Source organism: Frigoribacterium sp. NBH87 (genome assembly GCF_014217665.1).
Lineage (GTDB): Bacteria > Actinomycetota > Actinomycetes > Actinomycetales > Microbacteriaceae > Frigoribacterium > Frigoribacterium endophyticum.
Map to the genome: position 1 here is coordinate 2,162,707 of NZ_CP043650.1, position 23,350 is coordinate 2,186,056.

Annotated in this window: 21 protein-coding genes; 18 read left to right on the top strand and 3 right to left on the bottom strand. The window is 73.6% G+C overall.

Features of this window, described 5'->3' with window-relative positions; translation table 11 throughout:
- Positions 1-70 precede the first annotated feature (70 nt).
- From F1C15_RS10115 to F1C15_RS10170, 12 genes are all read left to right on the top strand, one after another.
- A complete protein-coding gene (locus F1C15_RS10115) occupies positions 71-1,141 on the top strand; it encodes a polyprenyl synthetase family protein (RefSeq protein ID WP_235491308.1) in 1,071 nt (356 codons plus the stop codon).
- Complete coding sequence (locus F1C15_RS10120) at positions 1,138-2,052, top strand: phytoene/squalene synthase family protein (protein ID WP_185230962.1); 915 nt, start codon at positions 1,138-1,140, stop codon at positions 2,050-2,052. The genes F1C15_RS10115 and F1C15_RS10120 overlap by 4 nt, the downstream gene beginning before the upstream one ends.
- Positions 2,049-3,761 (top strand): phytoene desaturase family protein, encoded by a 1,713-nt coding sequence (gene crtI, locus F1C15_RS10125; protein WP_255465168.1) that lies wholly within the window; start codon positions 2,049-2,051, stop codon positions 3,759-3,761. Before F1C15_RS10120 ends, crtI begins: the two co-directional genes overlap by 4 nt.
- On the top strand, positions 3,761-4,102 hold the full coding sequence (locus tag F1C15_RS10130; protein ID WP_167261538.1) for a lycopene cyclase domain-containing protein: 342 nt from the start codon (positions 3,761-3,763) through the stop codon (positions 4,100-4,102). Before crtI ends, F1C15_RS10130 begins: the two co-directional genes overlap by 1 nt.
- Positions 4,099-4,518, top strand: a complete 420-nt coding sequence (locus F1C15_RS10135) for a lycopene cyclase domain-containing protein (RefSeq protein WP_185230963.1) — start codon at positions 4,099-4,101, stop codon at positions 4,516-4,518. Before F1C15_RS10130 ends, F1C15_RS10135 begins: the two co-directional genes overlap by 4 nt.
- A complete protein-coding gene (locus F1C15_RS10140) occupies positions 4,515-5,426 on the top strand; it encodes a prenyltransferase (RefSeq protein WP_185230965.1) in 912 nt (303 codons plus the stop codon). Before F1C15_RS10135 ends, F1C15_RS10140 begins: the two co-directional genes overlap by 4 nt.
- A 156-nt stretch (positions 5,427-5,582) precedes the next feature.
- Entirely contained in the window at positions 5,583-6,998 is a 1,416-nt protein-coding gene (locus F1C15_RS10145) for a glycosyltransferase 87 family protein (RefSeq protein ID WP_185230967.1), read from the top strand.
- 96 nt (positions 6,999-7,094) lie between these two features.
- Positions 7,095-7,499, top strand: coding sequence for a hypothetical protein (locus F1C15_RS10150; protein WP_056058699.1), 405 nt, complete (start codon positions 7,095-7,097; stop codon positions 7,497-7,499).
- Positions 7,492-7,902: a phage holin family protein gene (locus F1C15_RS10155; RefSeq protein WP_185230969.1), complete on the top strand. Its 411-nt coding sequence runs from the start codon at positions 7,492-7,494 to the stop codon at positions 7,900-7,902. Before F1C15_RS10150 ends, F1C15_RS10155 begins: the two co-directional genes overlap by 8 nt.
- Positions 7,899-8,207, top strand: coding sequence for a DUF3618 domain-containing protein (locus F1C15_RS10160; RefSeq protein WP_185230971.1), 309 nt, complete (start codon positions 7,899-7,901; stop codon positions 8,205-8,207). Before F1C15_RS10155 ends, F1C15_RS10160 begins: the two co-directional genes overlap by 4 nt.
- 159 nt (positions 8,208-8,366) lie before the next feature.
- Complete coding sequence (locus F1C15_RS10165; protein WP_219731540.1) at positions 8,367-9,542, top strand: YihY/virulence factor BrkB family protein; 1,176 nt, start codon at positions 8,367-8,369, stop codon at positions 9,540-9,542.
- Between the two features lie 191 nt (positions 9,543-9,733).
- Complete coding sequence (locus tag F1C15_RS10170) at positions 9,734-10,213, top strand: DedA family protein (RefSeq protein WP_185230973.1); 480 nt, start codon at positions 9,734-9,736, stop codon at positions 10,211-10,213.
- Between the two features lie 52 nt (positions 10,214-10,265).
- Here the strand turns inward: F1C15_RS10170 and F1C15_RS10175 are convergent, their stop codons facing one another.
- Together F1C15_RS10175 and acs are read right to left on the bottom strand one after the other, a co-directional pair.
- Entirely contained in the window at positions 10,266-11,063 is a 798-nt protein-coding gene (locus F1C15_RS10175) for an isocitrate lyase/phosphoenolpyruvate mutase family protein (RefSeq protein ID WP_167261551.1), read from the bottom strand.
- Between the two features lie 165 nt (positions 11,064-11,228).
- Positions 11,229-13,286, bottom strand: a complete 2,058-nt coding sequence (acs, locus tag F1C15_RS10180; RefSeq protein WP_185230975.1) for an acetate--CoA ligase — start codon at positions 13,284-13,286, stop codon at positions 11,229-11,231.
- Between the two features lie 406 nt (positions 13,287-13,692).
- Here acs and F1C15_RS10185 point away from each other — a divergent pair, with 406 nt between their 5' ends.
- Complete coding sequence (locus tag F1C15_RS10185) at positions 13,693-14,460, top strand: transglycosylase family protein (RefSeq protein WP_185230977.1); 768 nt, start codon at positions 13,693-13,695, stop codon at positions 14,458-14,460.
- A 196-nt stretch (positions 14,461-14,656) separates the two neighbouring features.
- Entirely contained in the window at positions 14,657-15,784 is a 1,128-nt protein-coding gene (locus tag F1C15_RS10190) for a LacI family DNA-binding transcriptional regulator (RefSeq protein ID WP_185230979.1), read from the top strand.
- Between the two features lie 421 nt (positions 15,785-16,205).
- On the opposite strand, the gene F1C15_RS10195 is transcribed toward F1C15_RS10190, so the two are convergent.
- Positions 16,206-17,564 carry a globin domain-containing protein gene (locus tag F1C15_RS10195; protein ID WP_185230981.1) on the bottom strand — a complete coding sequence of 453 codons (1,359 nt, stop codon included), beginning with the start codon at positions 17,562-17,564 and terminating at the stop codon, positions 16,206-16,208.
- A 347-nt stretch (positions 17,565-17,911) separates the two neighbouring features.
- Here F1C15_RS10195 and F1C15_RS10200 point away from each other — a divergent pair, with 347 nt between their 5' ends.
- From F1C15_RS10200 to F1C15_RS10215, 4 genes are read left to right on the top strand one after another with little or no spacing between them, the layout of a single operon-like run.
- On the top strand, positions 17,912-19,579 hold the full coding sequence (locus tag F1C15_RS10200) for an ABC transporter substrate-binding protein (RefSeq protein ID WP_185234267.1): 1,668 nt from the start codon (positions 17,912-17,914) through the stop codon (positions 19,577-19,579).
- Positions 19,576-20,556, top strand: a complete 981-nt coding sequence (locus F1C15_RS10205; protein WP_056058720.1) for an ABC transporter permease — start codon at positions 19,576-19,578, stop codon at positions 20,554-20,556. The genes F1C15_RS10200 and F1C15_RS10205 overlap by 4 nt, the downstream gene beginning before the upstream one ends.
- Positions 20,553-21,509, top strand: a complete 957-nt coding sequence (locus F1C15_RS10210) for an ABC transporter permease (protein ID WP_056058724.1) — start codon at positions 20,553-20,555, stop codon at positions 21,507-21,509. The genes F1C15_RS10205 and F1C15_RS10210 overlap by 4 nt, the downstream gene beginning before the upstream one ends.
- Positions 21,506-23,302, top strand: coding sequence for an ABC transporter ATP-binding protein (locus F1C15_RS10215; protein WP_185230983.1), 1,797 nt, complete (start codon positions 21,506-21,508; stop codon positions 23,300-23,302). The genes F1C15_RS10210 and F1C15_RS10215 overlap by 4 nt, the downstream gene beginning before the upstream one ends.
- Positions 23,303-23,350 lie beyond the last annotated feature (48 nt).

The following is a 23,350-nucleotide window of genomic DNA, read 5'->3' on the forward strand; positions in this document are numbered from 1 at the left end:
TGCAGGAGGGCTGTCGAGAGGCTGAGCATGAGCGCGTTCGCCGAGTTCCATGGGAGGTAGTCTGCCCTCTGTGGACGCTCAACAGCTGCGCGGCGGCGCGCGCGCCCGACACGAGCGTGTCGAGGTCGTCCTCGACGACTTCTTCCGGCTGGCCGAGCGCCGGGCCGCGCTCGTGGGCCGTCGCTACGTCGAGCTCTGGTCGGTGCTCGAGCGCAACACGGTCGGCGGCAAGCGCTTCCGGCCCCGCATGGTCTTCACCGCCTACGACGCCCTCGGCGGCACCGACGACGAGGCCGTCGCCGGCGTCGCGGCCTCCTTCGAGCTGCTGCACACGGCCCTGATCGTCCACGACGACGTCATCGACCGCGACTTCTCGCGCCGCGGCATCCCCAACGTCTCCGGCAGCTACCGCGACACCGCCACGACGGCGGGCATCCCCACCCCCGCCGCCGAGCACCGCGGCATGTCGGCCGCCGTCATCGCGGGCGACCTCGCGCTCGCCGGGGCCAGCCGGCTGCTGCTCGACGTCCGGTGCGAGGGCGGCGTGCGGGCGCGCCTCCTCGACATCCTCGACGAGGCGATCTTCGTCAGCGCGGGCGGCGAGATGGTCGACGTCGAGCTGTCGCTCTCGCCCGAGGTGCCGACGGTCGCCGAGATCCTCGACATGGAGCGCGCCAAGACCGCGGTCTACTCCTTCGAGGCCCCGCTGCAGGCCGGCGCCGTGCTCGCCGGCGCCCCCGACGCCGTCGTCGACGCGGTCGGCGAGTTCGGCCGCGAGGTCGGCGTCGCCTACCAGGTGGTCGACGACCTGCTCGGCGTCTTCGGCCTCGAGGCCGACACCGGCAAGACGACCCTCGGCGACCTCCGCGAGGGCAAGCGCACCGTCATCGTCGCCCACGCGGCCACGACCGACGAGTGGTTCGCCATCCGCCCGTTCATCGGCAAGGCCGACCTCACCGAGGCCGAGGCGGAGCACGTGCGCTCCCGGCTCGAGGCGTGCGGCGCCCGCGCGTTCGCCGAGTCCCTCGTCGAGCAGCACGCCCGCCGCGCGCTCGCCGTGCTCGACGGCCCGGCCGTGGGCGACGCGCTCCGCGAGGCACTGACCCCCGTCGTCGCGACCGTCCTGGAGCGCGTGCGGTGACCGGCCTCTCGCTCTACGACGCGGTCGCCGACCAGACCGCGGCCGGCGTGATCCGCCGGTACTCGACCTCCTTCGGGCTGGCCTCGCGCCTCCTCGGGTCCGACGTGCGGCAGCACGTCGAGAACGTCTACGCGCTCGTCCGCGTGGCCGACGAGATCGTCGACGGCCCCGCCGCCGAGGCCGGGCTGGACGTCGAGGCCGCGGGCCGGTGCCTCGACGACTACGAGGCCACGACCGAGCGGGCGCTCGCGGAGGGCTTCAGCTCCGACCTCGTCGTGCACGCCTTCGCGCGCACCGCCCGGGCCACGGGCTTCGGCACCGAGCTCACGCGGCCCTTCTTCGCCTCGATGCGGGCCGACCTCAGCGCCCGCGAGCACGACGACGAGTCGTTCCGTCGGTACATCTACGGCTCGGCCGAGGTCGTCGGCCTGATGTGCCTCCGCGCCTTCCTCGTCGGGCACGGCTACCCCGCCAGCACGCGCGCCGCCCTCGACGAGGGCGCCTGCCGTCTCGGTGCCGCCTTCCAGAAGGTCAACTTCCTCCGCGACCTCGCGGCGGACTTCGAGCACCTGGGCCGCAGCTACTTCCCCGGCGTCGACGTCGACACCTTCGACGAGGCGACCAAGCGGCGGCTCGTCGACGACATCGACGACGACCTGCGGGTCGCCGGCGAGATCATCCCCGTGCTGCCCGCGTCGTCGCGGCGCGCGGTGGCGCTGGCCCACGGCCTGTTCGCCGAGCTGAACCGACGGCTCGAGGCGACCCCCGCCTCCTCGCTGATCCGGGCGCGCGTCCGCGTGCCGAACCCGGTGAAGCTGCGCATCGCGGCCGGCGCCGCGGTCGGCCGCGTCGTGGCCGTGCCGCCCGCCCGCACCCCGAGCACCACCCCGACCGACGGAGCCCCTTCGTGAGCACACCCTGGCTGAAGTCCACCACCGGCGCGACGACGGTCGAGCGGCACGGCCGCCGGGTGGTCGTGATCGGCGGCGGCATCAGCGGCCTCGCCTCGGCGGCGCTGCTCGCCCGCGAGGGCCACGACGTCACGGTGCTCGAGAAGAACGACGCCGTCGGCGGCCGCGCGGGCAGCTGGGCGAGCGACGGCTTCCGCTTCGACCTCGGCCCGAGCTGGTACCTCATGCCCGAGGTCTTCGACCACTTCTTCAGGCTGATGGGCACGAGCGCCGACGAGCAGCTCGACCTCGTCGCGCTCGACCCCGGCTACCGCGTCTTCTTCGAGCCGGGCGCCGAGCCCGGCGACGACGACCCGGCCCCGATCGACGTGCCGCTCGGCCTCGAGCGCAACGTCGCGCTGTTCGAGAGCGTCGAGCCCGGCAGCGGCGAGCGGATGCGCCGCTACCTCCGCTCGGCCCGCGACACGTACGAGATGGCGAAGCAGCGGTTCCTCTACACGAGCTTCGAGAGCGTGTCGCCGCTGCTCCGCGGCGACGTCGTCGTGCGGCTGCCGAAGCTCGCGCGGCTCCTCCTGCAGGACCTGGACACCTTCGCGTCGAAGACGGTCAGCGAGCCGCGCCTCAAGCAGATCCTCGACTACCCCGCGGTCTTCCTCGGCTCGTCGCCGTTCCGCACGCCGAGCATGTACCACCTGATGAGCACCCTCGACCTCGACGACGGCGTGCTGTACCCGCAGGGCGGGCTGACGACGGTCATCGAGCGCATCGCCGCGGTCGCCCGCGACGCCGGCGTCACCATCGTCACCGGCGCCTCCGTCACGCGCATCACGACCGCCGTGGAGGCCGACCCCGCACCTCGCCGCGGTCGCCCGCGGGTGCCGACGGCGCGGGCCACGGGCGTCGAGTACACCGACGCGGGAGGCGCGGAGCACGCCCTCGAGGCCGACACCGTCGTCAGCGCGGCCGACCTGCACCACACCGAGACGCGCCTCCTGCCCCGCTCGCTGCGCACCTACGACGAGAAGTACTGGCACGGCCGCGACCCCGGCCCGAGCGCCCTGCTCGTCTACCTCGGCGTCGAGGGCGAGCTGCCCGAGCTCGAGCACCACTCGCTGTTCTTCGCCCGCGACTGGCACGAGAACTTCGAGCGGATCTTCGGCGACGACAAGCGGATCCCCGAGCCGCCGTCGCTCTACGTCTGCAAGCCGAGCACGATCGACCCGTCGACGGCGCCCGAGGGCCAGACCAACCTCTTCGTGCTCGTGCCGCTGCCCGCCGACCCCGCGCTCGGCCGCGGCGACGTCGACGGCGACGGCGACCCGATGGTCGAGCGCCTCGCCGACCAGGTGATCGACCAGATCAGCCGCTGGGCGGGCGTGCCCGACCTCGCGTCGCGCGTCGTGCTGCGGCGCACCCGCGGGCCGCGCGACTTCGTCGACGACGTCAACGCCTGGCAGGGCAGCATGCTCGGCCCGGCGCACACGCTCGACCAGAGCGCGATGTTCCGCGCCGGCAACACCTCCGAGCACGTGCGGAACCTGTTCTACGTCGGCGGCTCGTCGCGCCCCGGCATCGGCCTGCCGATGTGCCTGATCAGCGCCGAGGTGCTGCTCAAGAACATGCGCGGCGACACGAGCACCGAGCCGCTGCCCGAGCCCGCCGCCGAGGCCGGGGCCCCCGCCGCGCCGGCCACCGCCGGAACGGCCTGATGGGCGCCGCCTACCTCGTCGCGCTGCTGATCTCGCTCGCCGGCATGGCGGCGCTCGACCGCCGCTTCACGCTGTTCTTCTGGCGCGACGGCTGGCGCGCGGCGGTGACGCTGCTCGTCGGCGTCGCCTTCTTCCTGGTCTGGGACGTCGTCGGCATCGACCTCGGCATCTTCTTCCGCGGCGAGACGTCGTTCATGACGGGCGTGCAGCTGGCGCCCGAGCTGCCGCTCGAGGAGGTCTTCTTCCTCGTGCTGCTCTGCTGGCTGACGATGAACCTGCACTCCGGGGCGCGCCTCGCGCTCGGGGTGCTCGCCGCCCGCCGCGAGGGGGCGCGCGCGTGACGTACTGGGCGGTGAACGCCGTCTTCCTCGGGCTCGTGGCCGTGACCGCGGCCGCGGCGCTGCTGCTGCACCGGCTCCGGGCACGGGGGCGCGCCTCCTCGGGGGCCCGCGACCGCGCCGAGGTCGTCCGCGCCGCCGGGCTCACGACCGTCGTGCTGCTCGTGATGACCGCCGTCTTCGACAACGTCATGATCGGCGTCGGCCTGGTCGGCTACGACGAGTCCCGCATCAGCGGCGCGAAGCTCGGCGTCGCCCCGCTCGAGGACTTCGCCTACTCCGTCGCGGCGCTCGTGCTGCTGCCGAGCGTCTGGACGCTGCTCGGCGGTCGCCGCCCGGCCCGCGAGCCGTCGCTCGAGCGACCGGCCCGACGGGCGCGGCCGGCCCGGCCCGCGGGTCGACCGGGGGAGCCACGGTGATCGCCACCCTGCGCGCCCTGGCCTGGTCGTCACGCCCCCTCAGCTGGATCAACACCGCGTTCCCGTTCGCCGCGGCCTACCTGCTGAGCGCCGCGAGCAGCAGCACGCCCGACGGCGGCACGAGCTACGACGTCACCGCGGTGCCGTGGCTCGTCGCGATCGTCGGCACCCTCTACTTCCTCGTGCCGTACAACCTCGCGATGTACGGCATCAACGACGTCTTCGACTACGAGAGCGACCTGCGCAACCCCCGCAAGGGCGGCGTCGAGGGGGCGCTGCTCGACCCCAGCATGCACCGGCCCACGCTGGTCGCCGCGGTCGTCACGAACGTGCCCTTCCTCGTCTTCCTGGTCGCCGTCGGCAGCCCCCTGAGCTGGCTCGTGCTGGCGGTCAGCGTCTTCGCCGTCGTCGCCTACTCGGCCCCGCGCCTGCGCTTCAAGGAGCGCCCGGTCGTCGACTCGGTCACCTCGAGCACGCACTTCGTGAGCCCCGCCGTCTACGGCCTCGTGCTCGCCGGGGCCGACGTCACGCCCGCGCTGTGGGCCCTGCTCGGCGCGTTCTTCCTCTGGGGCACGGCCAGCCACGCCTTCGGGGCCGTGCAGGACGTCATCGCCGACCGCGAGGGCGGCATCGCGTCGATCGCGACGGTCTTCGGCGCCCGGACCACGGTGCGGCTCTCGGTCGTCGCGTACCTGCTCGCGGCGCTGCTGATGACCTTCACCGACACCCCGGGGCCTTTCGCCGCGCTCCTCCCGGTCGCCTACGCGATCAGCTGCGCGCCGTGGTGGAACGTCGCCGACGCCGACGCGGAGGGGGTCAACCGGGGGTGGAAGCGGTTCCTGACGCTGAACTTCGTGTCGGGGTTCGTGGTGACCATGCTGCTGATCTGGTGGGTCGCGCTCGGCTGACCCGCGACTCCCCGGGGCCTCGGCCGACCGGCGGCGTCGCCGACCCGCGGGGCCGGACGGCCGATCGGCGGAGGGCCGCTCCGTCGCGCGGATGAGATCGGCCCGATGTGGCCCCGAGTTCACCCGGGCGAAAGGTCCTGGCCGTATCTTCGGCCCGTGAGCACGCAGACCTCCCGCACCCCCGAGCGCCCGCGGCCCGCTCGCGCCCTCCGCGACCTGGCCGGCCGGCTGGCGTCCCGGCGGCGGTGGGTGCGTCAGCACCCGCACGGGCTGTGGTGGACGTTCGCGGCCCTGCACGCCGCGCTCTTCCTGGCCCTGACGCCCCTCATGCTCTCCGGCGGCGTGAGCGGCGACCTACCGCTGTACCGCACCTGGGCCACCGACGCCCTGAGCTCGGGGTCGTGGCCGGTGCTCGACTTCACCTGGGTCTACCCGGCGGGGGCCCTGCTGCCCATCGTGCTGCCGAACGTGCTCGGCGAGTCGATGTACCAGTTCGTCTGGCTGGTGATGCTGACGCTGCTGAACGGCGTCTCGCTCTGGGTGCTGACCGACCGGGGCCGCCGTACCGTCGAGACCCCGGCCGCCTGGTGGTGGCTGCTCGTGCTCTTCCTGCTCAGCCCGGTGGCCTTCCTCCGCCTCGAGGGGTTCAGCGCGCCCATGGTGCTCACGGCCCTGGTGCTGCTGGCCCGGCGCCCCCGCGTCGCGGGCCTGCTGCTCGCCGGCGCCACCTGGATCAAGGTCTGGCCGGCGGCCGTGATCGCGGCGGTCATGGTCGCCTCGCGGCGCCGCTCGACGGTCGTGCGCTCCGCCCTCCTGGTGACGGCGGGCGTCGCCGCGGCCGTCGCCCTCGGCGGCGGCCTGAGCCGGATCGACACGTTCATCAGCACCCAGTCGAGCCGCGGCCTCCAGCTCGAGGCGCCGCTCTCGACCCCGTGGGTGTGGATGGCCATGCTCCGCGTGCCGGGGGCGTCCGTCTACCAGAACGTCGCCCTCGCGACCCGGGAGGTCATGGGGCCGGGCGACACCTGGGCGATCAACGGCAGCACTGAGCTCATGCTCGGGGTGGTGCTGGCGCTGCTCGCCCTGCTCGCCGTCGCCGCGTTCGGGTTGCCGGGGGCCCGCCGCTCGACCTCGGGCGACGAGGTCCAGCTCGTGCTGCTCGGCGCCCTGACCCTGACGACGACCTTCGTCGTGTTCAACAAGGTCGGCTCGCCGCAGTACATGCTCTGGATCGCCCCGGTGGTGGCCGTCGGCCTCGCGCAGCGCCCCGACCTGTTCCGTGTGCCGGCCCGCCTGACCGCGTGGGCGGCCGGCCTCACGACCCTCGTCTTCCCGGTGATGTACCGCGAGCTGATCGACCTGCAGCCCGCCGCCGTGCTGGCGCTCGCGGCGCGCAACGCCATCGTCGTCGCGCTGTTCGGCTGGTGCGTCGTCCGGCTGATGGAGGCGGCGCTCGCCGCGGCGGGGCTGCCGGGCTGGACCCTCCGGCGCGCCCTCGGCCTGCTCGCGCCCGACCGGGGCGTCGCCGCGGGCGTCGCGACCGAGGCCCGGGTGCTCGACCACGAGCGGTAGGAGTCGCGGATCTGGTCGGCCCGGGCGCGAACGTGCCAGCGTGGTCCCCAGACATCTCGACACCCGCCGTGAGCGGGTCTGACCCAAGGAGCACTCATGAAGGGCAAGATCCTCTTCGTCGCCGGAGCGGCAGTCGGCTACGTCCTCGGCGCCCGCGCGGGCCGTGGCGCGTACGTCAAGATCAAGTCGCAGGCCGAGAGCCTGTGGGAGAACCCGAACGTGCAGAAGACCGTCCAGCAGGCGGAGGGCTTCGTCAAGGAGAACGCTCCCGTGGTCGGCAAGAAGATCCAGGAGGTCGCGGGCGACGCGGCCGCCAAGGCCAAGTCGGTCGCCTCGAAGTCGGGCGACTCCGACGTCGCGGACAAGGTCGGCGCGCTCGCCGACAAGGCCGAGTCCAAGGCCTCGGACGCCGCCGACGCGGTCAAGGACGCCGGTCGTGGCGCCAAGGGCAAGGGCGAGCCCGGCTCGGGCCCGCTCCCGGGCGTGAACGCCGGTGAGTGACCTCAAGGCACCTGACCAGAGCACCAAGCGGTCGCTCGGGTCGCTCCTCGGCAGCTTGCCCGATCTCATCTCGCGGTTGATCCGCGGCGAGATCGCGCTCGCCAAGAAGGAGCTCGCCACCAAGCTCAAGGAGGCCGGCGTCGGCGCGGGCCTGCTGGTCGGGGCCGCGCTGTTCGGCTTCTTCCTGCTGGCCGTGCTCATCACCGCGGGCATCCTCGGCCTCGCGACGGTCGTCGCCCCGTGGCTCGCCGCGTTGATCGTGGCCGGCGTGCTGCTGGTCGTCACGGCCGTCCTCGCCCTGCTCGGCGTCAAGGCGCTGAAGAAGGGCGTTCCGCCCGTGCCGGAGAAGACCGTCGAGAACGTCAAGGCGGACGTCGCCGCGCTGAAGGGCACCGGCTCGTGAGCCGGGACGACTCCGGCGACCGCCATGACGACCGCGCCGGTGACGGCGACGGTGCGGGCTCCGACGAGTCCGCCCCGAGCATCCCCGAGCTCGAGCTCGACGTGGCGCGCACCCGCGAGGAGTTCGCCCGCACCCTCGACGCGATCGAGGACAAGCTGAGCGTGCCGGCGCACGCCCGCCGCCTCCGCGACAGCGTCTCCCGACGCTGGCACGACGACCCCCGGCCCGTGGTGGCCGCGGGCGTCGCCGGGGTCGTCGGACTCGCCTCGGTCGTGGCCGGCGTCGTGCGGATCGCTCGACGCTAGGGCCCCGGGTGCGGGAGTCGCGGCGCTGACCGGCGCCGCGACTCCCGCATCTCCCTCTCCTTCCCCCACCCCACCTCCAGCCCCCCGCCTGACGGCTGCCCCGTCGCGCTGGTGGGCACCCCTCACCCCAGGGCGTCCCCCAGAACGAAGGACAACACCATGGCGCAGAGCAGCACCGAGCGCGAGCAGCAGGCTCCCGACCCCGACGACGCGCGCAAGCCCGACAGCCCGGACGACCTGCACAAGCCCTCCTGGGGCTACGTGCTCAAGAAGACCCTCCGCGAGTTCACCTCCGACCAGTGCACCGACCTGGCGGCGGCCCTCACCTACTACGCCGTGCTCGCCCTCTTCCCGGCGCTGCTCGCGATCGTGTCGGTGCTCGGCCTCTTCGGCCAGGCTGAGCAGACCACGGACACCGTTCTCCAGCTGCTCACCCAGCTCGGCGGCGGCTCGGTCGCCGAGACGCTGCGCGACCCGATCCGCGAGGTGACCATGTCGCCCGCGGCGGGGATCACCTTCGTCGTCGGCGTGCTCGGTGCCCTCTGGTCGGCGTCCGGCTACGTCGGGGCCTTCGGCCGTGCCATGAACCGGGTGTACGAGATCGACGAGGGCCGACCGATCTGGAAGCTGCGCCCCACGAACCTCGCGATCACGGCCGTCACGGTCGTGCTCGTCGTCGTCGCGGGCCTCATCCTCGTGCTGAGCGGCGACGTGGCCCAGGCCGTGGGCGACGTGATCGGCCTCGGCTCGACGGCGGTCTTCGTCTGGGGCATCGTCAAGTGGCCGGTGCTGCTCGTCATCATCGTGGTGGTCGTCGCGGTGCTCTTCTACTTCTCGCCCAACGTGAAGCAGCCGAAGTTCCGCTGGATCAGCATGGGCTCGCTGCTCGCCATCGCCATCTGGATGATCGCCAGCGTCGGCTTCGGCTTCTACGTGAGCAACTTCTCGAACTACAACAAGACGTACGGCTCGCTCGGTGCCGTCATCGTCTTCCTGCTCTGGCTCTGGATCACGAACAACGCCCTGCTGTTCGGCGCCGAGTTCGACGCCGAGATCGAGCGCGGCCGTGAGCTCCAGGCCGGCATGGAGGCGGAGAAGGACATCCTGCTGCCGCCGCGCGACACGAAGCAGAGCGACAAGAAGAGGGCCCAGGAGGCGCAGGACGAGCTCGACGGGATGCGCCTGCGGCAGGCCGCGGCCGCGTCGATCGCCGAGCAGGAGGCGCGGGAGCGTCGCGAGGGCCGCGAGCGCCCCGCGGACGACGACCGGCCCGACGCCGACGCCGACGACCTGCCCGACGGCAAGGAGCGCCGCGAGCGGCGCGACCGGAGCTGAGGCGTCGGCACCGGCGTGACCGGTGCCCGATCTCTCGTGACCGAGGGCCTCTGCGCGACAGCTGTCGCGCAGGGGCCCTCGGTCGTCGTCCGTCCCGGGCGCCTCCCGGGCGGGTCGACTTAGCATCGACGTGACCTGGACCGACCAGGCGCGAACTGACCTGACCTGACCGCGTCACCCGAGGGGGCACCGTGCTCGAGCGCCTGGCCGGCCTGCCGTTCGGCGGGCTCGTGGCGGCGCTGTTCGCGATCGTCGTCTGCCGGGCCCAGGCGACCTACTGGTTGGCGCGGGGCGCGCGACGGGGAGCCGCCTCGACGAGGTGGGGCCGCTGGGTCGACGGGCCGGGCGTCGCGCGGGCGTCGCGGGTGCTGGCTCGGTGGGGGCCTCCCGCGGTCACGCTGAGCTTCCTGACCGTGGGGCTGCAGACCGTGATGAACGCGGCCGCGGGGGCGTCGAGGATGCGGTGGCCCGTGTACCTCGTCGCGATGCTGCCCGGGTGCGCGGCGTGGGCGCTGATCTACGCCACCGTCGGGTTCGCGGTGCTCTGGGCGGTCGTCGGCTCGGTGGCGGGGTCGCCGGCCGGTGTGGTCGTGCTGGTGCTGCTCGGGGGCGTGGCAGCGGTCGCGGTCGCGGTGCTCGCGGTGCGACGGCGTCGGGCCCGGGAGGGCTGATCCACTCCGGAGTGGATCAGCCCTCCCGGGCGTCACCCGGTCTGGGCGCGGCTCAGAACGAGAAGCCGAGCTCCGCCGGGTACTCCTCGCGGGCGGTGAGGCGGGTCGCTGCGTCGCGGAGGTGCGACAGCGTCAGGCCCATCGACATCGGCCCGAAGCTCACGCGCGAGACGCCGAGCTCGGCGAGGCGGGCGAGCGGCACCGACGTCGGCCCCGAGATCACGCTGATCTTCCCGTGGATCTCGTCGAGGGCGCGCTTCACGAGGTCTTCCGTGCCGAGGCCGAGCACGAAGGCGCAGTCGGCTCCCGCGTCGAGGTAGGCGTTGGCGCGCGTGACCGCGTCGTCGAAGCTGTCCGGGTCGCCGGCCAGGGCGTCGACCCGGGCGTTGACGACGATCGGCACGCCCGCGCGGTCACCGGCGCGGCGGGCCGCGGCGACCTTCGAGACCTGGGTGTCGATGTCGTAGAGCGGGGCCTTGGCCTGGCCGATGCTGTCTTCGAGGTTGAGGCCGGCGGCGCCCTCCTCGATGAGGCGGAACACGTTGTCGAAGGTGCCGGAGGCGTCGGTCGCGTAGGCCTTCTCGAAGTCGACCGAGACGGGCAGGTCGACCGAGCGGACGATGATGCGGGCGGCGGCGAGCATCTCGTCGACGTCGAGCCCCTCGCCGTCCTCGACGCCGTGCGCCTCGGAGATCGAGTGGGAGGCGGTGGCCAGGGCCTTCACGCCCGGTGCGCCGGCCACGACGCGGGCGGTGATGCTGTCCCAGACGTTCGTGACGATCAGCGGGTCGCCCGGCACGTGCAGCGAGCGGAGGAGGTCGGCCTTCTCGGCCGTGGTGGAGATGGACATGCCCCCCAGCCAAGCAGCCCCGGCTGGGCGGCACCAGCCCCCGGCCGGGCGGTCTCGCCGCCCGGCCGCGCCCACGAACCACGTCGTCGCACGCGAACCACGCCGCGGCCTGGTTCGCGTGCGACTTCGTGGTTCGCGACGACGACGGCGGCCGCGGCCGGGCGGTCAGGAGGCGCGCAGCACCTCCGCGCGGACGGCCGCGACGCGGTCGGGCACCGTCGAGTCCTGCAGGCTCGTCGTGTCGCCGAGCGGCCGGCCGTCGACGATGTCGCCGAGCAGCCGGCGCATGATCTTGCCGGAGCGGGTCTTGGGCAGGTCCGGCACGACGACGACGGTCGCGGGCTTCGCGATCGGGCCGATCTGCTCTGCGACGTGGGCCCGCAGCGCGGCGGAGAGCGACCCCGAGAGCGGGGCCCAGACCTGCGGTTCGTCGGCGGAGCCGGCGTCGCGCACCGCGCCTCCCTCGGGCCGTGCCGCGGGCACGACGAACGCGGCGATCGCCTGGCCGGTGCGCTCGTCGGCGACCCCGACGACGGCGGCCTCCGCGACGAGGGGGTGGGCGACGAGCGACGATTCGACCTCGATCGTCGACAGCCGGTGGCCCGACACGTTGATGACGTCGTCGACGCGGCCGAGCACCCAGATGTCGCCGTCGGCGTCGTACTTGGCCCCGTCGCCGCTCGCGAACCAGCCCTGCTCGCGGAACTGCGTCCAGTAGCTGTCGCGGTACCGCTCGGGGTCGCCCCAGACCGTGCGGGCCAGCGACGGCGGCGCCTGCTGCACGACGAGGTAGCCGCCCGAGCCGTTCGGCACGCGCTGCCCGTGCTCGTCGACGACCGCGGTCGCGACGCCCGGCAGCGCCCGCAGCGACGACCCCGGCTTGAGCGTGTCGACGCCCGGCAGCGGGGCCATCACGGCCGCGCCGGTCTCGGACTGCCACCACGTGTCGACGATCGGGCACTCGCCCCGGCCGAGCTGCTCGTGGAACCAGACCCACGCCTCCGGGTTGATGGCCTCGCCGACGGTGCCGAGGAGGCGCAGGGTGCTGAGGTCCCACGTGTCGGGCAGGCCGTCGGGGAACCACGACGACAGCGTCCGCACGAGCGTCGGGGCCGTGTAGTAGGTGGTCACGCCGTAGCGCTCGATGATCTCGAGGTGCCGGCCGGGGTGCGGGGTGTCGGGGGTGCCCTCGTAGATCACCTGCGTGAGCCCGTTCGACAGCGGGCCGTAGATCTCGTAGGTGTGCGCGGTGACCCAGGCGAGGTCGGCCGTGCACCAGTGCACGTCGTCGGGCTTCGCGTCGAAGACGGCCCAGTGGGTCCAGCTCGCGGCGGTGAGGTAGCCGCCGCTCGTGTGCACGAGGCCCTTCGGCTTCCCCGTCGTGCCGCTCGTGTACATGATGAAGAGCGGGGTCTCGGCGTCGAACGCCTCCGGCTCGTCGGTGTCGGGCTGCGCGTCGACGAGGTCGTGCCACCACAGGTCGCGGCCCTCCGTCCACGGCACGTCGGGGGTCTGGTCGCCCGTGCGCCGCACGACGAGCACGTGCTCGACCTGGTTCTCGCCGCTCACCGCGTGGTCGGCGGCGGCCTTGACCGGCACCGCGCCTCCCCGACGGAACTGCCCGTCGGTGGTCACGAGCAGCTTCGCCCCCGTGTCCTCGACGCGGAACTTCAGCGCCTCGCCCGAGAACCCGCCGAAGACGAGCGAGTGGATCGCCCCGATCCGGGCGATCGCGAGCGTGACGACGATCGTCTCGGCGATCACGGGGAGGTAGACGACGACGCGGTCGCCCTTCCCGACGCCGAGGCTGCGGAGCCCGTTCGCGGCCTTCACGACCTCGCGCTGCAGCTGCGTGTAGGTGACGTCGCGGCGGTCGCCGGGCTCGCCCTCGACGTGCAGGGCGACCTTCTCCCCGCGGCCGGCCGCGACGTGCCGGTCGACGCAGTTGACGGCGACGTTGAGGCGGCCGCCGGCGAACCAGGTCGCCTCGGGCACGGTGAGGCTCCCGTCGGGCAGCTCCTCGACCGGGCGCCAGGTGTGGGCGGTGTGCCAGGGGGTCTCCCAGTCGAGGCGGTGCGCCTGCTCCTCCCAGAAGGCGACCTGGTCGGCCGCGGCGCGCGCGTGCTCGGCGCTCGTGACGTTCGCCGTCGCCGCGAGGGCCGCCGGGGCGGGGAAGGTGCGTCGCTCGTCGAGCAGGTTCGAGATCGTGTCGCCGGTGGCCATGCGACGAGCGTACGGAGGCGCGGTGACCGCCACCGGGGAGCCCGTCACGTCGCGTAACGGGCCGGGCCGGCACCGTCGTCGGGGCGGACGCCCAGCGACCTCGGAGGGTCGCGGGGCGATCCCCGGGGAGGCGCGGATCGGCCTGTGGAGAACCGCCCGCGCCCCCGGGGCAGACCGCCCCGTCGGAGTTGGACCCCGTCGCGGGCGTGGCTACCGTGGGCGACCGTCCCGCTCAGGGGCACGTGGTGCGTCGGCCCGATCGGGGCGGCGCAGGCCACACGGCGCCGCTCGTCACCCCCGCTGCCCTGCGAGCGGACGCCGCCGACGGACCTGATCTGACCAGAGGCGGGCAGCGGCGGCCGTGTTCGCGCGGCCGTGCCGGGGTGACCTCGACCGGAGCAACGACATGACACGCACGACCCGCAGCACCCGCGCCTCCCGCACCACCTCGACCTCGCCCGGCGACCCCGCCGCCGTGGCGGGCCCCGCCGCCCGCGCGCCGCGTCGCGTCGGCCGGGCCCGCGCCCTGCTCGGCGGGGCGGCCCTCGTCGCCCTGACCGGGGGCGGCGTCGGCCTCGCCGCCGCGCCCGCCAGCGCCGCCGACGTCTCCACCTGGGACGCGATCGCCGCCTGCGAGAGCGGGGGCGACTGGTCGATCGACACCGGCAACGGCTACTCGGGCGGGCTGCAGTTCAGCCCGAGCACCTGGTCCGCCTACGGCGGCTCGGGCAGCGCCGCCTCCGCCAGCAAGGGCGAGCAGATCGCCGTCGCCGAGCGTGTGCTCGCCTCCCAGGGCTGGGGCGCCTGGCCCTCCTGCTCGGCGAAGCTCGGGCTGAGCGGCACGAGCGGCGCCGCCCCGCACGCCGCGTCGCCCGCCCCCGCACCCGCACCGAGGGCCGCGGCGGCTGCGCCGTCGTCGGGCTCGGCGTCGGGCAGCGGCTCGTCGCGCGCCGCCGCCCCCGCGGCGCCCGCGGCGCCGCCCGCCCCGACGATCGCGGCCGTGCCGACGAGCGGCGAGACCTACACGGTGGCGGCGGGCCAGAGCCTCGACTCCATCGCGACCGAGCGGGCGATCCCCGGCGGCTGGGTGACCCTCGCCGGAGCCAACCTCGACACGGTGCCCGACCCCGACCGCATCGAGGTGGGGCAGGTGCTGCAGCTCCCCGCCGTCTGACGCCGCGCCTCCCGCCCGGGCCCGACGAGACGACTCGTCCCGGGGCCGGGCGGCGGGACAGGCCCCGGGAGGCGTCGCCTCGCCGAGCGAGCGAGCGAGCGAGCGAGCGAGCAGGACGGGCGGAGGCGCGGGCCCGGCCCGGGAGCCGACCCCCGACCTAGGATGGTCCGGTGCCCGCCACCGTCGGAAGGACTCCGTGACCAAGGCCCCGACCGTCTACGACGTGGCCGCCCACGCGGGCGTGTCGATCGCGACGGTCTCGCGGGTGCTGCGGCGGCCGGACGACGTCCGCCCCGAGACCCGCACCCGCGTGCTGGAGTCCGTCCGCAGCCTCGGCTACGTGCCGAGCGGCGCCGCCCGCGGCCTCGCCGGGCGCCGGCACGGCGTGCTGGGCCTCTTCCTGCCCGGGCACGACGGCATCGACGAGCCCGAGCCCGACTGGGCTCGCGTGGTCGACCCCGGCCGGATCCCGCTCGTCGACGACTCGGCGGGCCGGGGCGCCCTCCGCGTCGACGCCCCGACGTCGTCCACCCCCAGCCCGGCGACCCTCTACTTCGACGAGGTGCTGCGCGGGGCCGAGGTCGAGTCGTGGCGCCGCGGCTTCGCCCTCATGGTCGCGGCCGGCCGCGGCTCGAGCCGCGAGGTGATGCTGAACGACATCGCCGGCCGGGTCGACGGCCTCGCCGTCCTGGCACAGACCGTGCCCGACGACCTCCTAGCGCACGTCTCGCGGCGGATCCCCGTGGTCGTGCTCGCCGACTCCCGCCCGGGCGACCAGCTCGACCACGTCAGCGTCGACAACGTCGCGGGCATGCGGGCGCTCACCGCGTTCGTGCTCGAGGGGCACCGGGTGCGCGACGTCGCCTACGTCACCGGGCCCACCGACTCGCCCGACGAGGCCGACCGCCACCGCGGCTTCGACGAGGCCGTCGCGGCCGCGCCGGAGCCCGTGGCCGTCCGGGTCGAGCGGGGCGACTTCTCGCGCGACGGGGGGCGACGGGCGGGGGAGTCGCTGCTCGCGTCGGGCGCACCGCTCCCGCGCGCGGTCGTCTGCGCCAACGACCAGACCGCGCTCGGCCTTCTCGACGTGCTCGCTGAGCACGGGGTGGCGGTGCCCGGGCAGGTGCTCGTCACCGGCTTCGACGGCATCGAGGCCGGGCGCTTCTCGACGCCGCGGCTGACGACGGTGCGCCAGCCGATGGGCGACCTCGGCCGTGTGGCGGTGCGGAGCATCGTGACCCGGCTGACCGACCCCGGCGCACCTCCGCAGCGCGTCACGCTGCCCGTCGAGGTGCTGCTCCGCGAGAGCTGCCCCGCCGTCTGAGCGCCCCGCGCCGCTGCTGCGTCGCGCTGCGCTGCGCCGCGCCGCTGCCGCGCCGCGCCGCGCCGCGCCGCGCCGCTGCCGCGCCGCGCCGCGCCGCTGCTGCGCCGCGCCGCGCCGCTGCTGCGTCGCGCTGCGCTGCGCCGCGCCGCTGCCGCGCCGCGCCGCGCCGCGCCGCGCCGCTGCCGCGCCGCGCCGCGCCGCTGCTGCGCCGCGCCGCGCCGCTGCCGCGCGCCGCTGCCGCGCGCCGCGGCAGCGCCGCCCCCGCACCCCGCGCTGCCCCGCCTCGCGCAGGCTGCACCCTGAACCACCGACTGATCAATGAACCACGTCGTGACGTGGTTCATTGATCAGTCGGTGGTTCGGTGGGACGGTCGGGGCGGAGAACGCCGCCGCCGAGCCGCGCCGCTGCAGCGCCGCCCCGCTACCGCCCCTGCGCCCCGCGCTGCCCGGTGTCGACGCCGGTCACGCTCCCGTCGTCGGGCCCGAAGACGAAGTGGTGCACCCGCGACGCCGGCACCCCGTGCGCGATGAGGGCGTTCCGGGCGATCGCCATGAACGGCACCGGCCCGCAGAGGAACACGCGGTGCTGAGGGGTCAGGTCGACGGTGTCGAGGTCGATCGGGTCGAGGTAGACGCCCGGCCCGTCGAGCGACGCCTCGGCGAGCGCCGTGACGGCGCTCAGGCTGCCCTGGGTGTAGCTCACGCGGAGGCGACCGGCCGGCATGGCCGCGACCAGCGCCTCCAGCTCGGCGCGGTGCGCGTGCCGCTCGGGCGTGCGCTCGAAGTGCAGCACCGTCACCTGCCGCCGGGGGTCGGTGCGCACGAGGTGGTCGAGCATGCCGAGCACGGGGGTGCAGCCGATGCCGGCCGAGACGAAGACCAGGGGGGAGTCGTCGAGCTCGTCGATCGTCAGCGACCCGATCGGCGGCGAGACCGAGACGACGTCGCCGACCGCGACGTGCCGGAGCAGGTGGTTCGAGACCTCGCCGGGCGGCAGGCCGAGCTCGGGCACCCCGCCGAGCACGCGCGCGCTGACCCGCCACTGCTCGTCGGAGCCGCCGCGCAGGCTGTACTGCCGGATCTGCCGTGCCCCGTCGGGCAGCGTCACCTGGATCGACGCGAACTGACCGGCGCGGTAGGTCGGCAGCGCCTCGCTGTCGGCCGAGACGAGGGTGAGGGCGACGACGTCCTCCGCCTCGACGTGACGCTCGGTCACGAGGGCCTCGCGCCAGTCCTCCCCGGGCTCGAGGTCGGCGGCGCGGTAGGTGCGCTCGACCGCGGCGACGAGCTCGTCGCGGGTCTGCCGCCAGAGCGCGAGCCAGGCGTCGACCACGACGCCCGTCCAGTCGTCGCCGAGGGCGGCCGCGAAGGCGTCGCGGAGGTGGCGCTCGAAGACGTCGTGCTCGTCGCGGGTGACGCCGATGGCCGCGTGCCGCTGGGCGAGACGCGACAGGGTCTCGCGGGCGGCGACCCGCACGGCCCAGGGGCTCGGCGCCGGCGAGGCCCACGGCGCGACGGGCACGGCCGGGCCGGTCGCCGAGCCCGCCGGCCCGCTGCCCACCTGCGTCCCCACCACGTCGCGGGCGACGGTGACGATCGTCAGGGCGAGCTCGCGCTGCTGCCGCCCCTGGGCCTGGTCGCCGCGGTTGAACTGGTCGCGGAGCAGGTCGGGCCGGTCGGCGAAGAGCCGGGCGTAGAAGTCGTGGGCGATCGCGGCGGCGCGCGCCTCGACGAGCGGCAGCGTGGAGCGCAGGGCGGTCAGGTGCGACGACGTGATCACGGGGGCTCCCACGGGCGATCGGCACGCCCGGTGCCCCGGCGGCCAGGAGGCGACGACCCCGGGAGGCGCGGTGCGCGTCATCCGCGCACCCACCGATCATGGCGTGGCCGGCCGGCCGCGCGCCTCCCCCTCTCTCGACCTCGAACCACCTCGTCCCGTCCCGCCTCCCGCCCCTCCCGCACCGCCGAGTGGTCGCGAACTGCTGCCCCGCCCGCCCGGGAGCAGCAGATCGCGACCACTCGGCACCGCGGGTCCGGTCCGCGACCGACCGGTCCCGTTGCGTCCGGCAGATGTATGCGCTTACACTGGCGGAGCTCACCTCGACGACGAATGAGAGACCCGTGGCGATGAAGCTCACGTCAAGACCCCGCACGCTCGTGCGCACCGCGGTCGCCGCCCTCGCGGCCACCGCGCTGCTGGCCGGCTGCAGCATCCAGATCCGCAGCCAGCCCGACCCGACGATCGGCGCCGACACGATGCTGATCAACGCCGACAAGGGCAACCCGCAGTTCGAGCGGAACTTCAACCCGTTCCTCACGAACAAGCGCACCGCCTCCACCTGGATCTACGAGCCGCTGCTCGAGATCAACCCGCTCGACGGCGAGATCACGCCGTGGCTCGCGAGCGAGACCACGCTGCCCGACGCCCGCACGGTCGACATGACGATCCGCAGCGGCGTCGAGTGGTCCGACGGCACGCCGATGACGCCGGCCGACGTGGTCTACACGTTCGACCTGATCAAGGCGGCCCCGTCGCTCGACATCAAGGGCGCCTGGCAGCACATCGAGTCGATCGAGACCGAGGGCGACCACGTCGTCTTCCACCTGCAGACCGACGACGTGCCCGCGATGGAGATCATCGGCCAGACGACGATCGTGCCCGAGCACCTCTGGTCGCAGGTCGACGACCCCGCGACGTTCCGCAACCCCGACCCGGTCGGCACCGGCCCCTTCACGCTCGGCAACTACTCGCCCCAGCAGTACTCGATGGACAAGAACGAGACCTACTGGCAGGCGGAGAAGATCGAGATCGGCCACCTCATCCTGCCCGCGACGAACAACCAGCTCGACACCGTCACGCGGGGCTACGACTGGTCGTACTCGTTCATCAGCGACGTCGAGGGCACCTGGGGCGCCGCCAGCCCCGACAACACCTTCTGGTTCCCGCCGGGCGGCGTGATCGGACTCGTGCCGAACCTCACCAAGGCTCCGTTCGACGACGTGAACGTGCGTCGCGGCATCGCCCTGGCGCTCGACCGGGCCCGCATCGCCGAGACCGCCACCGAGGGCTACCTCGAGCCGGCCGGCCAGACCGGGCTCATCCTGCCGAACCAACAGGACGACCTCGACCCGAGCATCCCCAACGGCGGCGTGATCGAGCAGGACCGCGACGCGGCCCTCGCGGCCTTCGCCGCCTCCGGCTACGCGCTGCAGGGCGACCAGCTGGTCGGCCCCGACGGGCAGCAGCTGCGCATCACGATCACCACCGCCAACGGCTACACCGACTGGCTCAGGGCCGTGCAGGAGGTGCGGCGCCAGCTGGGGCTGATCGGCATCGACGTGCAGGTGCAGGCTCCCCAGCCCGCCGGCTACCAGTCGGCCATCGCCAACGGCGAGTTCGACATGGCGATGGGCGGCATGGGCAACGGCAACGTGTACCAGGCGTTCAACAACCTGCTGAACAGCGACTTCGCGACGCCGGTCGGCGAGACCACGGCCAACAACTTCGAGCGGTTCAGCGACCCCGCGGTCGACGAGCTGCTCGCCGAGTGGCGCGCCTCGACCGACCCCGCCGACCAGCAGCGGCTCAGCCACCAGCTGCAGGCCGTCGTCTACGACCAGATGCCCGTGATCGGCCTGTACTACGGCGGTCTCTGGGGCCTCTTCAACGACGCCAAGTTCACCGGCTGGCCGAGTGCCGACGACCCGTACATGGCCCCCCAGAACTACGACCAGGCACCGCTGCTGATCTTCACGAAGCTGAAGCGCGTCGACCAGGAAGGCAGCGACCAGTGAGGTACGTCGCCCAGAAGCTCGGACTCTTCGTGCTCACGCTGTGGGCCGCGGTCACGCTCAACTTCATCCTGCCGAGGCTCATGCCCGGCAGCCCCACCGACGCCGCGATCGCGAAGCTCTCGCAGAACGGCCCCGTCTCCGACGCTACCCGCGCCGCCATCGAGGCCCAGCTCGGCGTCCCGACCGGCAACGTCCTGCAGCAGTACGTCGCGTACCTCGGGCAGGTCGTGCGTCTCGACTTCGGCACGAGCTACACGTTCTTCCCCGAGACGGTCGGCCACCTCGTCGGCCAGGCGCTGCCGTTCACGCTGATCCTCGTCGGGGTCTGCACGGTCATCGCCTTCGTGCTCGGCACCCTGATCGGTGTCGCGGCGGCGTGGAAGCGCGGCACCTGGCTCGACTCGCTGCCCACCCTGTCGGGCAGCTTCATGAGCACCTTCCCGTACTTCTGGACGGCCCTGCTGCTGCTCTTCTTCCTCGGCTACGTGCTGCACTGGTTCCCGACCACGGGCGCCTACGGCGCGACGACGACGCCCGGGTTCACGCCGGCCTTCGTCGGCGACGCGCTGCTGCACGCCGTGCTGCCGGCGATCACGATCCTGCTGACGAGCCTCGGCGGCTGGATCCTCGGCATGCGCAACGCGATGATCTCGACGCTCGGCGACGACTACGTCACCTTCGCCGAGGCGAACGGCCTCAAGGGCCGCACCGTGGCCGTGCGCTACGCCGCCCGCAACGCGATCCTGCCCAACCTGACCGGCTTCGGCCTCGCCCTCGGCGGCGTCGTCGGCGGGTCGATCCTGGTCGAGCAGGTCTTCGGCTACCCCGGCATCGGCTACCTGCTGTTCAACGCCGTCATCGGCCAGGACTACCCGCTGATGCAGGCCCTCTTCCTGATGATCACGGTCAGCGTGCTCGTCGCCAACTTCCTCGTCGACATCTTGTACGGCGTGCTCGACCCAAGGACCCGCCGATGACCTCCACCGTGTCCGTCCACCTGCCCGAGGGCGCGCCTCCCACCGGCCCCGCCGAGCAGAAGGCGCCCAGTCGCTGGCTCACCGTCGGCCGCATGGCCGCGACCATCTGGTCGAACCCCAAGGCGAAGATCGGCGTCGTCATCTTCGGCGTGTTCGTGCTCGTCGCGGTCTTCGCCCCGCTGCTCGCCCCCTACGGCGGCAGCGAGAACGGCTTCGAGCGCAACGCCGACGCCAGCTGGGCCCACTGGATGGGCACCACGGCGGCCGGCGAGGACGTCCTCAGCCAGCTGATCCACGGCGCCCGCATCAGCGTGTTCGTCGGCGTCGTCGCCGGGGTGCTGTCGACGCTGGTCGCCGTCGCGATCGGGCTGAGCTGGGGCTACATGAAGGGCTTCGGCGGCGACGTCGTCGGGTTCATCGTGAACCTCTTCCTCGTGATCCCGGGCCTGCCCCTCATGATCGTCATCGCGGCCTACCTGCAGAACGGCGGCATCGCGGTGATCCTCGCGGTGATCGTCATCACCGGCTGGGCCTGGGGCGCGCGCGTGCTGCGCAGCCAGACGCAGTCGCTGCGCTCGCGCGACTTCGTCACCGCGGCGCGGTTCTCGGGCGAGAGCTCGGGGCGCATCGTGTTCCGCGAGATCCTGCCCAACATGACGTCGCTGATCACGGGCTCGTTCTTCGGCGCCGCGACCAGCGCGATCCTCGCCGAGGCCGGCCTGGAGTTCCTGGGGCTCGGCGACTCGTCGATCGTCAGCTGGGGAACGATCCTCTACTGGGCGCAGAACTCGAACGCCCTGCTCACCGGGCAGTGGATCCTGCTGTTCGCCCCGGGCCTCTGCATCGCCCTGCTGGCGATGAGCCTGACCCTGATCAACTTCGGCGTCGACGCCGTCGGCAACCCCCGGCTCCGCGAAGGCGCGAAGCAGGAGAAGAAGGAGGCGCGCGCATGACCGTCAGGGACCTCGCCAACCAGCCCACCGCCTCCGGACCGTCCTCGGGCTCGTCCGCCTCGGGCGACGTGCTCCTCGACGTCCGCGACCTCAGCGTCGTCTACGAGAGCGCCGGCGCCGAGCCGGTGCAGGCGGTCGACCACGTGTCGTTCCAGCTGCGCCGCGGCGAGTTCGTCGGCCTGGTCGGCGAGTCGGGCTCGGGCAAGTCGACGCTCGGCTACGCGCTGACGCGGCTGCAGAAGCCCCCGGCCCGCACGAACGGCGGCAGCATCTGGTTCGACGGCGCCGACGTGCGCGACCTCGGCACCGAGGCCCTGCGGCGGCAGCGGCAGGGCGGCTTCGCGATGGTGCTGCAGTCGGGCATGAACGCGCTGAACCCGGTGCGGACCATCCGCAACCACTTCGTCGACGTCTTCAAGGCCCACGGCCACGTCCCGCGCGACCGCTGGCACAGCCGGGCCGCCGAGCTGGTCGCCAAGGTCGAGCTCGACCCCGGCGTGCTGGCGCGGTTCCCCGGCGAGCTGTCGGGCGGCATGCGCCAGCGCGTCTCGATCGCGCTGGCCCTCTCGCTCGAGCCGGAGCTGATGGTGTTCGACGAGCCGACGACCGCGCTCGACGTGCTCGTGCAGCACGCCGTGATGGACACGATCATCTCGCTGCAGCAGAGCGAGGGCTTCACGGCCGTGCTGATCAGCCACGACCTCGGCATCGTGCTCGAGGCGACCGAGCGCGTGCTCGTCATGCACGAGGGCCGCATCGTCGAGGACGGCACGAGCGCCGACGTGCTCGCCGCCCCGCAGCACGAGTACACGCGGATGCTGCTCTCGCACTACGCCGACCCCCGCGCCGAGACGGTGTCGCTGCCCGGTTTCGAGGACCGCGCGCTGCGCCGCGCCCGGGGCGAGCGCCGCGTCGACACGACCACGAGCGTGCCGAGCGTCAGCACGCGCAGCACGAAGGTCGCCCAGAGCGCGATCGTCGTGAGCGGAGTCAGCAAGACCTACGCGCCTCCTCGCCGGGGCGACGAGCCCGTGCGGGCCGTCCGCGACGTGTCGTTCACGCTCGAGCCGGGTCGGTCGCTGGCCCTGGTCGGGCAGAGCGGCTCGGGCAAGAGCACGATCGCGAAGCTCGTCACCGGCGTGGAGAAGCCCACGAGCGGCAGCGTCACGTTCGGTGACACCGACGTGACGGCGCTGCGGGGCCGTGCGCTGCGCAGCTTCCGCAGCGACGTGCAGATGGTCTTCCAGGATCCCTACGCCGCGCTGAACCCCCTGCACACCGTCGAGTACACGCTGACGCGCCCCGTCGTGAACTTCACTGGGCTGAGGGGGCAGGAGGCGCGGGGCCGGGTCCTCGAACTGCTCGAGACGGTCGGTCTGACGCCGGTCGAGCAGTTCGCGGCGAAGCTGCCGCACCAGCTCTCCGGCGGGCAGCGGCAGCGCGTCGTCATCGCCCGGGCGCTCGCGAGCGACCCGCAGGTCATCATCGCCGACGAGCCGGTCTCGATGCTCGACGTGTCGCTGCGGGCCGGCGTGCTCGCGCTGCTCGAGGACCTCCGCGAGCAGTGGGGCGTCTCGCTGCTCTACATCACCCACGATCTGCTCAGCGCGCGGCTGATCACCGACGACGTCATGGTGCTGCACGACGGCGCCGTGGTCGAGCGCGGGAACACCGCCGAGGTGCTGCAGCGGCCGACCGACCCGTACACGATCCAGCTGCTCGACGCGGTGCCGAACCCGCGGCGGACCCACGCGGCGGCCGCGGCGGCTGCTGCCGCGGGGCGCTCCTCGTGAGCTGACTCCGCGCCTCCTCGGTCCCCTGCTCTCACCCGGGTGCGGCGG